Source organism: Streptomyces sp. NPDC002265, assembly GCF_040296125.1.
GTDB lineage: Bacteria > Actinomycetota > Actinomycetes > Streptomycetales > Streptomycetaceae > Streptomyces.
The window spans coordinates 1-9,616 of the sequence record NZ_JBEOWS010000361.1 but is presented as its reverse complement, the minus strand read 5'-3'; the positions used below and the strand labels follow the sequence as shown (position 1 = coordinate 9,616).

13 protein-coding genes and 2 pseudogenes are annotated in these 9,616 nt (G+C 70.1%); 7 read left to right on the top strand and 8 right to left on the bottom strand.

The window, feature by feature from the left end:
* Positions 1-144 precede the first annotated feature (144 nt).
* Positions 145-318, bottom strand: coding sequence for a hypothetical protein (locus tag ABT085_RS38900; RefSeq protein ID WP_351619411.1), 174 nt, complete (start codon positions 316-318; stop codon positions 145-147).
* On the opposite strand from ABT085_RS38900, the pseudogene ABT085_RS38895 reads away from it, so the two are divergent.
* Positions 272-941 (top strand): annotated as a pseudogene (locus ABT085_RS38895) (NF041680 family putative transposase); the annotation flags it as partial. The gene ABT085_RS38900 and the pseudogene ABT085_RS38895 sit on opposite strands and share 47 nt — an antisense overlap.
* Before the next feature lie 76 nt (positions 942-1,017).
* Here ABT085_RS38895 and ABT085_RS38890 read toward each other — a convergent pair.
* Entirely contained in the window at positions 1,018-1,647 is a 630-nt protein-coding gene (locus ABT085_RS38890; RefSeq protein ID WP_351619409.1) for a type III effector protein, read from the bottom strand.
* A gap of 126 nt (positions 1,648-1,773) precedes the next feature.
* On the opposite strand from ABT085_RS38890, the gene ABT085_RS38885 reads away from it, so the two are divergent.
* The 3 genes from ABT085_RS38885 (at position 1,774) to ABT085_RS38875 (ending at position 3,205) form a co-directional block, all read left to right on the top strand.
* Positions 1,774-2,205: an Hsp20/alpha crystallin family protein gene (locus tag ABT085_RS38885; protein WP_351619406.1), complete on the top strand. Its 432-nt coding sequence runs from the start codon at positions 1,774-1,776 to the stop codon at positions 2,203-2,205.
* 103 nt (positions 2,206-2,308) lie between these two features.
* Entirely contained in the window at positions 2,309-2,704 is a 396-nt protein-coding gene (locus ABT085_RS38880; RefSeq protein WP_351619403.1) for a DUF2267 domain-containing protein, read from the top strand.
* Positions 2,705-2,764: 60 nt separating this feature from the next.
* Positions 2,765-3,205 (top strand): DUF2267 domain-containing protein, encoded by a 441-nt coding sequence (locus ABT085_RS38875; RefSeq protein WP_351619400.1) that lies wholly within the window; start codon positions 2,765-2,767, stop codon positions 3,203-3,205.
* A 221-nt stretch (positions 3,206-3,426) separates the two neighbouring features.
* Here ABT085_RS38875 and ABT085_RS38870 read toward each other — a convergent pair whose 3' ends face one another.
* Positions 3,427-3,765, bottom strand: a complete 339-nt coding sequence (locus ABT085_RS38870; RefSeq protein ID WP_189717807.1) for a MerR family transcriptional regulator — start codon at positions 3,763-3,765, stop codon at positions 3,427-3,429.
* A gap of 845 nt (positions 3,766-4,610) precedes the next feature.
* Between ABT085_RS38870 and ABT085_RS38865 the strand changes: the two genes are divergently transcribed.
* The 3 genes and pseudogenes from ABT085_RS38865 (at position 4,611) to ABT085_RS46865 (ending at position 5,688) form a co-directional block, all read left to right on the top strand.
* Positions 4,611-4,880, top strand: coding sequence for a hypothetical protein (locus tag ABT085_RS38865; RefSeq protein WP_351619397.1), 270 nt, complete (start codon positions 4,611-4,613; stop codon positions 4,878-4,880).
* Between the two features lie 96 nt (positions 4,881-4,976).
* A pseudogene (locus ABT085_RS46870) lies at positions 4,977-5,177 on the top strand (hypothetical protein); the annotation flags it as partial.
* Positions 5,178-5,562: 385 nt separating this feature from the next.
* Positions 5,563-5,688, top strand: a complete 126-nt coding sequence (locus ABT085_RS46865; RefSeq protein WP_502982920.1) for a Helicase associated domain protein — start codon at positions 5,563-5,565, stop codon at positions 5,686-5,688.
* Between the two features lie 131 nt (positions 5,689-5,819).
* Here the strand turns inward: ABT085_RS46865 and ABT085_RS38860 are convergent, their stop codons facing one another.
* The 5 genes from ABT085_RS38860 to ABT085_RS38840 form a co-directional block, all read right to left on the bottom strand.
* The gene (locus ABT085_RS38860; protein ID WP_351619394.1) at positions 5,820-7,019 is read right to left on the bottom strand and encodes a PP2C family protein-serine/threonine phosphatase; all 1,200 of its coding nucleotides are present in this window, start codon (positions 7,017-7,019) and stop codon (positions 5,820-5,822) included.
* A gap of 228 nt (positions 7,020-7,247) precedes the next feature.
* The gene (locus ABT085_RS38855) at positions 7,248-7,478 is read right to left on the bottom strand and encodes a hypothetical protein (protein WP_351619391.1); all 231 of its coding nucleotides are present in this window, start codon (positions 7,476-7,478) and stop codon (positions 7,248-7,250) included.
* Positions 7,475-7,819, bottom strand: coding sequence for a hypothetical protein (locus tag ABT085_RS38850; RefSeq protein ID WP_351619388.1), 345 nt, complete (start codon positions 7,817-7,819; stop codon positions 7,475-7,477). The genes ABT085_RS38855 and ABT085_RS38850 overlap by 4 nt, the downstream gene beginning before the upstream one ends.
* A gap of 399 nt (positions 7,820-8,218) precedes the next feature.
* A complete protein-coding gene (locus tag ABT085_RS38845; protein WP_351619385.1) occupies positions 8,219-8,443 on the bottom strand; it encodes a LexA family protein in 225 nt (74 codons plus the stop codon).
* Positions 8,440-8,673 carry a DUF8825 domain-containing protein gene (locus ABT085_RS38840; RefSeq protein WP_351619383.1) on the bottom strand — a complete coding sequence of 78 codons (234 nt, stop codon included), beginning with the start codon at positions 8,671-8,673 and terminating at the stop codon, positions 8,440-8,442. Before ABT085_RS38840 ends, ABT085_RS38845 begins: the two co-directional genes overlap by 4 nt.
* Positions 8,674-9,616 lie beyond the last annotated feature (943 nt).

The following is a 9,616-nucleotide window of genomic DNA, read 5'->3' as shown; positions in this document are numbered from 1 at the left end:
TTCTTGTGCGGCCTTGGGGAGAGACCGCGACACCTGCCCTTCCTCGCCACCGGCCTGCGACGACAGCACGCCTCGCGCAGCACGTGCGGCGGCCCCTACACCAGCCGTGGCGCCGCCGCACCTACTGACCACGGCCCCGCCCGGTCAGTCCTCGGTGTCCTCGACGTCGGCCGCGTCCGAGCCGCGCAGGGGCCGCAGGCCCCGGGCGGGGCCGCTGGCCCCGGGCGGCCCGGCCCGCGCGGGCTGCCGACGTGCGAGCAGTTGCCAGGGCTTCGCCAAGCCGGAGACCTGGCCCGAGCCCGCGATCACCACGGTCACGGACACCCTCAACTACGGCAAGGCCGAAACCCAGGCGTGGGACCGGGTCCGCCCCCCGGCTCACCCACCGCTCCTCATGGCTCGACCACGACGGCGAACTGCCCTTGGTCGAGGGCACGTTGATTCGGCTGAAGGTCGAGCACCTGTCGAAGGACCGGGACGCCCCGCCGGTGTGGTTATGGTCCTCCAAGACCGGTGCGACCCCGGACGACGTGGACCGCTTCTGGCAGGCATTTCTCCACCGCTTCGACCTGGAGCACACCTTCCGCTTCGCGAAACAGACCCTCGGCTGGACCACCCCGAAACTCCGTACTCCCGAGGCTGCGGACCGCTGGACCTGGCTCCTGATCGTCGCCCACACCCAGCTCCGGCTCGCCCGGCCACTCGCCGAAGACCTCCGCCGGCCCTGGGAGAAACCCGCCACCCTCTACCGGCTCACCCCGGCCCGGGTCCGACGGGCGTTCAGGAACATCCGCGCCCACCTCGCCTGCCCGACCCGTGTTCCCAAACCCAGAGGCGCAGGCCCCGGACGGCCACCCGGCGCCAAGAACAAACACCGGGCACCCCGCTACGACGTCGGCAAGACCGTCAAACGCCCCGAGACCGGGAGTGTCCCGAATTAGGCTCTTCCAAGATTTTCGTAGGCGTTGATCGACCACAGGCCCGGCGTCGCCGGCGGGCGGCTGGCGTTGACTCGTACTACGGGGCTGTGAAGGTGTCGAGCCGGGCGGCAAGGTCGGGGTGTGCGGCGGCCAGGTGGGGGCGGGTGGCGGTCAGCGGGGCGATGAGGTCGGCGGGGTCGTCGTGGGCGAGGGCTGCGTGGAGTTCGCTGAGCGGCCGGCGGGCCGCGGCGGCCAGGTCCGTGAGTGCGGCGATCTGTCCGGCAAGACGCCGCAGGTCGGCGGCGTTGCGGCGGGCCCAGGTGGCGGTGGTGCGTTCGGCGGCCCGGGCCTGGCGGGTGGCCGTCACGCGCTGTTCGCCGGTGGTCCCTGCGGGGCCGGGGCGACCGCGCAGGTAGCGGCGCTCGGCGGCCTGGCGGCTGGCGACGCCGAGGGGCGGGGCGAGGTCGGCCCAGCTGGCGCCCGCGTCGCGGGCGGTTTCGATCAGGCCGGTCTCCCATCCGGCGAGCTGCTCGCGGACCTGCCGCAACAGCATCAGTGAGGCCAGGGCCTGCTCCGGGCCCGGCCCGGCGTCGGAAGCATTCGGGGCCTCCTGCTGGGCTTCGCGCAGGGCGTCGTCTATGGCGTTGAGGGCCGCCGCGGCAGCGAGGAACGACGCCGGGCTGTGGGCGTCGGTACCGGTCGTGGACGGCTGGTCGGCTGCAGTCACGGGCACCTCTCTGGGTTTGTCATCGAGGTGACGACATCATGTTTGTCATCCATTAGATGACATGTTACAACGGTGTCAGTGAAGCGCATTGGCAGCAACTGCCTGAACCGCTGGAGGTGTTTCCACATGTTGATGCGCACCGACCCCTTCCGTGAGCTGGACCGGCTGACGCAGCAGCTGCTCGGCCCGGGGACCTGGTCGAAGCCGTCGGCGATGCCGATGGACGCCTACCGCGAGGGCGACCAGTACGTGGTGGCCTTCGACCTTCCCGGCGTCACCGCGGACGCGATCGACATCGACGTCGAACGGAACATGCTCACCGTCAAGGCCGAGCGCCGGCCGGTGACGAAGGCCGACGACGTGCAGATGGAACTGTCCGAGCGGCCGCTGGGCGTCTTCTCCCGCCAGATCGTGCTCGCCGACACCCTCGACACCGAGCACATCAAGGCCGACTACGACGCGGGCGTGCTCACCCTGCGCATCCCGATCGCCGAGCGCGCCAAGCCCCGCAAGATCTCCATCGGCGCCGGGACCGGCCACAAGGAGATCTCCGGCTGACACCAGCCGGACGGGTGCGGAGGACGGGCACCTGATCTCCCCCTCCATCCCGCCCTCCGCACCCCCATGGGCAGTCCGAAGAAGATAAGGGGTGGCGGCCGAGATGACTCTGCGACGCGAAGCGTTCCTCGACCACGTCAAGGAACGCGGCGAATACGGCACTACGGAGGAAGCCGAGCGCGCGGCCCGCGTGGTGCTCGCCCTGCTCGGCGCGCACCTGGTCGGCGAAGTCCGCGCCCAGCTCGCGGCACGCCTACCGGAGGACTTCGCCCTGATCCTGCTCAACCCGCTCCAGAGCGCGGAACCGCTGCCCCCGGAGCGGTTCGTCCGGGCGACCGCGGCCTGGATCGAGGGCGCCAGCGAGCAGACCGCGACCTGGGACGTCAGCGCCGTGCTGTCCACCGTCGCCGACACCGCCGGCGACGACCTACTGGGGCAGATCCTGCTCCAGCTCCCCGCCGGCTACGACCTCCTCTTCGGCCGCCCCCAACCCACCTGACCACCGGTGCCGCACACCGGCACCCACCCGACCCTGGCTTGACGAAAGGCATCCACCGCAGTGATCACCGACGTGCGCGTACCGCATCAGCACCAGCCGTACTCGACGGCGTATGAGCAGATGCTGGAGAAGGTCCGCTACGAAGGCGTCTACCCCAACCGCGAGCGAGCAGACGAAGCCGTCTGCCTGGTCCTGGCAGGGCTGGGACGCCAGCTGACCGGCGACGAACGCGTCGACCTGGCCGCCTGCCTGCCCCTGGAGGCCGCCCGCGTCCTGACCTCGCAGATCCCCGACCCCCAGCCGCTGGGAGGCTGGGACTTCGTCAAGGACCTCGCCACACGCACCGGCGCCTCCCTGGCCACCACCCGCTGGGACACCGGATCCGTCTTCGCCGCCGTCACCACCCACGCCGGCCCCGACCTCATCACTCGCATCCTGCACCAGCTCCCCGCCGGCTACGCGCTGCTGTTCGGCCGCGCCGAACTCACCCCGGCCGCGTAAACGGTCCGTGCCCTTTCAGGCGCCAGGCAAGGGCTAGACGACGGTGCACGGCCCGCGCACCCCGCAGCAGGAGGCCGCCCGCAGCCTCGGCGTGACAGCCGGGGTCCGGGCGGGGCCGGAGCCACGGTGAAGACGACGTCGCCCGGGACGCCCAAGCGTCCCGGGCAGTATGCGCGGGCACCAGCTGCGAAGGCGCTTGGGTAGCGCAGGTCTTCGCTATCTCAGGCCGAGGCCGGCGGAGCGGATGACTCGGCGGCGCGGCGGTACTCGGCGTTGAGGCGCTGGGCTTCTTCGAGCTGGTCTTCGAGGATGACGATGCGGCAGGCAGCCTCGATCGGGGTCCCATGGTCGACGAGCTCCCGGGCCCGGGCGGCGATGCGCAGTTGGTAGCGGGAGTAGCGGCGGTGCCCGCCCGCGGAGCGAAGCGGGGTGATCAGGCGGGCCTCGCCGATGGCGCGGAGGAACCCCTGGGTGGTGCCGAGCATCTCGGCGGCCCGGCCCATGGTGTAGGCGGGGTAGTCGTCGTCGTCGAGACGGCCGAAGGTGTCGTCTGCTGTCATTGCACCTCTCTGTGGAACACGCTTGAGGGGCCCTGGTGTCGTACGACACCAGGGCCCCGAAGGAACTGCTACACCATCTGCCGACCCTGGTAATGCGCCGGCGTTCTGTTTCCGCTGACCCGACGGGAACGCTGTCGGGGGTGCGGGGATCGCGGTTGCTTGACCGGAGACCACCTCACTATCGATGTCCTGCGGTACCCGGGCTCAAGACTTCGGCCCGGGCGATCCTGATGGCGCCTGGCTCCTCCGTTCTTTCCTCGATGATCAACTGCGTACTGCTGGTACTGCGAACTGCTCAGCGGCCTGTGGTAGCGCCACCTTTCGGCAGCCAGCCCCGTCGCCCGTCCTGCGTCTGCTCTGGCTTAGAACCCCACTGCCGAATTTCCCGGTGCGCGCGTCCGCAGCCGACGCCTTCACCGAGGTACTGCTCACTGACTTCACTGCTGGGTACTGCGTCCTGCACTTACGGGCAATGCGTCAACTGCGGTACTACTAACGGCGGCCCCTGATCACTGCGGGCCACCCGGTCCGGCCGCCAGTCCCGCCGCCGTCCTGCAACAACCCTGGCTTCGAAACTCCGCCACCGCACCGTCCTGCAAACTGCAACTGCGGGTACTGCTGCCCGGCAGTTCGTCTCTGCCAGACCCTGCCAACTTCCTGGGTTACGAGAGAAACCATAACCAGGCCACCGCCCAATGTCTACTCCAGCAACCATAGATTTTCGCGCGTTCGGCAATGAGGTATTCGAACTCGAACAGCGACGGCACAGGGTTGGCGGACCACAGGCCGGGCACAAGCACCGCGCAGACAACCGGGCATGACGATGCGGAGGCCAGGGTGACCTGGTGGACACGACGAGCGTCACCGAGGACATGCTGCATACCGTGCTGCGGCGCCGCGCGGGCGGCGAGTCCGTCGAGCAGATCCAGCCCGATCTGTTCATCCCCACCGGCGAGCGCAAGGGGCAAAACCCCTCCGCCGCCAGCGCCTACCGGGCACTCGCCGAGCACGAGAAACGGGCGGTGTACCCGGAAGCCGTCGAACAGGCCCGCGCCGACTTCGCCGCCCTCACTGGCAGCGAGGTTCCTGAACCTCGTACAGAAGCAAAGCCCTAACAACACGCTGAGTTACCTGTCGCTTCGCGGCAGCTTCGGCACTACAAGGCCGGGACCCCGGAAGCCGCCCGCGTTCAGCAGCTGGAGACGCTCGGGATGGTGTGGTCGGTACAGGCGTCCGCATGGGAAGCCGGCCTCGCCGCCCGCGCCTACACCGAAACACACTCCCACCTCCTCCCACCCACCACAGCCGTCTTCGACGGCTCCCCCATCGGGACCTTCATGAAGAACGCCCGCGCAGCCGCCCGCAAAGCGGCCGAGAACGCCCAACGGCGAGAGAACGGGGAAACCGTCCCCTACACCGGGGAACTCCCGGAGTCCCGGGCGGAAGCACTCGCCGACCTCGACCCAGGGTGGTGCCCGGCATGGGACATCAGCTGGCAGCGGTCGTACCGGCTGACCCTCGCGCACGTGAAGGCCAGCGGCGCTCTCCCGGCGGGGCCGGGGGAACTGATCATGCAGGGCGAGGACCTGGGCGTGTGGATCGCCGGACAGCGCATCGGGTGGGCCAAACTCATGCCCGCCCAGCAATGGCTCCTGGAGTCGGTCGGCATCGAGCACCCGGCGGAGGGCGAGCCGACGGCCGGCGCGCCCCGGCCGCAGGACTCCCGGTGGGCCGCGAACCTCACCGCCGCCCGCCAGTTCCACGCCCGCGAAGGCCACCTGTGTTCCGAGGAAGGCCATCGAGGACGTCGCAGGCGAGCAGATCAAACTCGGGGCATTCCTGGACAAAACCCGGCGAAGGGCCGCCAAACTCAGCCCGCAACGCCGTGCCGAGCTCGATCAGTTGGGAATGCGCTGGTCCTAGAACGACCGCGCGCGGATGGCCCCCTGGTCTACGGGGCCATCCGCGCGGTGACGGGCGTGCATAGGCATCAGCGGCCATCACCGGCCTGGGCGCCGCCCAGGGGGTGCCGTGGTTCGAATCGCACGACTGGGTCAGGCGCCGGCTCCGGCGTCCGCGTCGCGGTCTGTGCGGTGGGGGCCGTGCCAGTCCAGGCACAGGACCGTGGCGTCGTCCTGGAGGTGGTTGTCGGTGGCGTCGGTGACCGCCGCGGTCAGGATGCGTACGACCTCGCGCGGGTGCTCGGATGCGGTGCTGCGGATGACGTCGGGCAGATCGACGGTTTCCGCCCGGCGTTCCTGCATGCCGTCGGTGTAGAGCACGAGGCGGTCACCGGGGCGCAGGTCGAGATCCTGCACCCGGTACGGCCCCTGTGCCAGGACGCCGAAGGGCAGGTCCACGTCCAGCTCGATTTCCCGGACCGTGCCGTCGCGCAGCACGAGAGGCCAGGCGTGGCCGGCGTTGACGAGCTGGGCGCTGGTGCCGTCCAGGGCGATGCGCAGCAGCTGGCCGGTGGCGAAGGAGCCGCGGCCGTGGTCGATGAGGGACTGGTGGATCTGGCGGGCCTGTTCGGCGAGGTCGGCTTCGGCGCGCCGGGCGCCGCGGGAGGCGTTGACCGTGACGGTGGCCATGAGGGAGGCGTTGACGTCGTGGCCCATCGCGTCGGTGACGGACAGGTGCAGGGTGTCGTGGTCGAGGGTGTAGTCGTAGCTGTCCCCGGCGACGCTGTCGGCCGGGACCAGGGCGCAGGCGAGGGCGAATTCGGCTGCCTCGCAGGAGGGGGCGGAGGGCAGCAGCTGCTGTTGGATCTCGGCGGCCAGGGTCATGGGGGTGGTGCGCTGGCCCCAGAGGTAGAGGTCGGTGAAGCGGCGGTTGGTGACCAGGATGTAGGCCAGCGTGCGAGCGACTTCTTCGATCTGCCGGAGGATGTCGGGTGAGACGCGGGGAAGGTACAGCTCCAGGATCCCGATGGCGTCGCCGCGGTTGGTGACCGGGGCCAGAATGCGCTGTGCCCGGCCGCTGTCCGGAGCCTGCACCAGCTTCTGTGTCCTGAGGACCTCGTCGTAGACACTGCCGACGAGGGGAATCTGGTCGGCGCTCCGCCCCGCCTGCGTATCGATCTCCTCGGTGACCCGCACCACGCGACGGCCGACCATGTCGACGAACAGGAACGACACGTACTCGGCGCCGAACCGCTCACGCAGATTACGGGCCACGACATCGAGAGACGCCACCGGCGCGGCATCCTCGGCCGCAGCCAGCACATCGGCCAACCCGATTCGATCACGCGCCACATCTGCCTCCCCGCGGTCCTCCCCCACTTTCCCCGCAGACCCCACGCGACCACCTCTGCGACACCTGCGACAGCACAGGCCTGCGAAAAGAGGCGCTCGATCAGTCCTCGCCGACACGACACAGCAGGCCGCCGGGGCGAAGCGGCTCGCTGTGCCCAAAACGTCGGACATGACTGCCGCAGAGGTCGGCAGAGGGACCGGGGAGAGGGATCGGCGCTCGCCAGATGCTCAGGCGCCGGGCAGGGCGCGCAGGAGCCGGCGGACCGCGCGGCGCACGGCCAGGCAGCGTGCGAGGCCGGGTGCGGTGTAGGCGGCGACGACCAGAACGGCCACGGCGTGAACGTGGCAATCGGGCCGATCCAGCAGGACGTCAGCAGCACGCCGGTCGGTCAGGAGCAGAACGGCGAGGGTGAGCGCGAGAGCCTGGCCGTGGTGCACCGGATCTGCTTGTCCGCTCATGCCCGGTACAGGCATCCGGACGGCACCTGGCCTCCGCGCACGATCCGCCAAAGGCTCCCGCCGCCGCACTCGTGGTACTGCGACCAGGAGTTGCGGCCGACGGCGACGAGGCACGACCGCACCCGCTCGCCCCGGCGCAGGTAGCGCACGATCGGCGATCGCGTCGTCGCGACCGGTCCCTCGTTCCACGCCGGCATACGCACCGCCACCCTCTGAACGGCCCGCCATGTCAACGTGCACCGGGCGGCAGCGGCGGTGGTCGGCGGAGCAGCGGACAGGGCGGTCGCAAGGACGGCGGCGACAGCGGCCGCCGTGGTGAGCAGACGTCGGGTCAGGTGCATACGCGATCAACCCCGCTGCCCACCCGCCCGATCACGCTCCCCCACACAAGATCACCCGCCAGGGGGTGGGCGGGCAGCTTGTCGGCCCGGCCCGCGCGCCGCCCCGCCGACGCGCGAACAGACACCAGAGCGCCCCGATCCCCCGACGGCGCGCTCACCCCGCCCCGCCCGTCCCCTTTCACCTTCTTCCTTCCTGCTCATGGGGCGCGGGGGTGCGCAGAGGGGGATGGCCGGCCCCCACCATGCTCGGAAAGGCGTGGTGACCTGCGGGTTCGTAGGTCGACCTGAAGGGGGGTGGGGACAGTTGCGGGCGGGGCTGTCGGTGGGGTTGTCAGCCCGGTCAGGGGCGGGGCTGTCGCATCGCGACTGGTCGGGCTTCGGTGGTCTGGCCGGGGCCGGCTACTGGGTCAGGCGGCAGGTGCGCCAGCCGAGGCCGTCGCGGGTCAGGGCGCCGCGCTGCTCCAGGTTTTGCAGGTGGTAGACCACCGTCGACGTACTACTCAGTCCCAGCGCCGCACCCAGCTCCCGCACCGACAGGGCCTCCCCACGGTCGACGATCGCCCGGCGGATGTGACCGAGGATCTCTTCCTCCCGTTCCGTCAGGTGCTCCGGCCGACGCCTCACCGGGCACGCTCCAGCGCCCGGCCCTGGCGGCGCAGCTCTTCCCGCGCGGCCGGGACCGCAATGGCCAGCCGCAACCAGTACGGGTGCCAGAGCAATCGAATCGACAGGGCGTAAAGGCGGCGGCGCAGCACCGCCGTACGGGCCGGACGGGGCACGGCGAGGGCGTCGTAGGTGCGGTACCAGGCGGCTTGCAGCAGCACCAGGTCGTGGGGGAAGTCAACACGGTCCATCCCCCCATTTGAACGCCTGTTCGATTTTCTGAGCAAGCGACACCCCGTCACCACAGCCGAGCCTCATGCGGGCCGGACCGGTCGGCGGCCGCGCGTCACATCCGCTCCGGATTACGACATAACCCAGGCGACAGCCGGACTTGCGGAGCTAGGCGAGGGGCGGTGTAGAGGCACAGAACCCGGCCTCTGGGAGTGCAGACGCTGGGACTTGCAGAGCTTGCAGTCGCCTGCGGCATCGTGCTGCCCGCCCCGAACCAGCCTGCACGAGCGCCGGCTGTGTCCGTCACGGGCCGAGGCTACGCGTGACGGACTTGCGCGGCTAACAGGTCTTGGGGCTATGACAGCCAGCCGCCGTCAGAAGCGACGGTCATTCGACTCCCTTACCTACCTACGTGACGCCATTCAATAGGCCGCCCCGCCCGATGCGCGCGGCCCGCCGCGAGCCGTTCCTCAATCTCGCGGACCGGCGCAGCAGTTGCAGCTCGCCACTATCGAATGAGCCCGCCGGAAGTGACAACGTCCTCTCCAGCCCGGCAGCACTTGCGCGGCTAACCCCCGCACCGGCGACAGTACGGCCAACCACCCGCCGCTTCTGCCGCTGGCCGGTGCTCAGCCACGGCGCGACACAAGCGCCGCCGCCTCGTCACTGTCCTACCCCACCCCGCGCACCAAGGGTGAAGCCGCCCCTGCCCGAACACCGCTTCTGGAGAACCGACGATGACCACGCCCCGCCTCCCCGACTCTCTCAGCGGTCGTGTCCCTTGTTTTGGTGTAGCCGATCAATCGGCGGTTGTGTTGGTGGTGTTGGGTAGTGCGGGGGCGCTTTCGGGGAGCTCGGCGGAGTAGATCTGGTCCATGCTGCCTTCGGGAAGGTAGCGGCGGGGGAAGGCGATCCACTCGTCGTGCATTTCGAAGAGCACGGCGGTGACCAGCCGTAGCAGTG

Coding starts and splice junctions, on each gene's coding strand:
- ABT085_RS38855 (WP_351619391.1), bottom strand. CDS start 7,478: ATGAGCGGACAAGCAGATCCGGTGCACCACGGCCAGGCTCTCGCGCTC.
- ABT085_RS38880 (WP_351619403.1), top strand. CDS start 2,309: ATGACTCTGCGACGCGAAGCGTTCCTCGACCACGTCAAGGAACGCGGC.
- ABT085_RS38850 (WP_351619388.1), bottom strand. CDS start 7,819: ATGCACCTGACCCGACGTCTGCTCACCACGGCGGCCGCTGTCGCCGCC.
- ABT085_RS38870 (WP_189717807.1), bottom strand. CDS start 3,765: ATGACAGCAGACGACACCTTCGGCCGTCTCGACGACGACGACTACCCC.
- ABT085_RS38885 (WP_351619406.1), top strand. CDS start 1,774: ATGTTGATGCGCACCGACCCCTTCCGTGAGCTGGACCGGCTGACGCAG.
- ABT085_RS38840 (WP_351619383.1), bottom strand. CDS start 8,673: ATGGACCGTGTTGACTTCCCCCACGACCTGGTGCTGCTGCAAGCCGCC.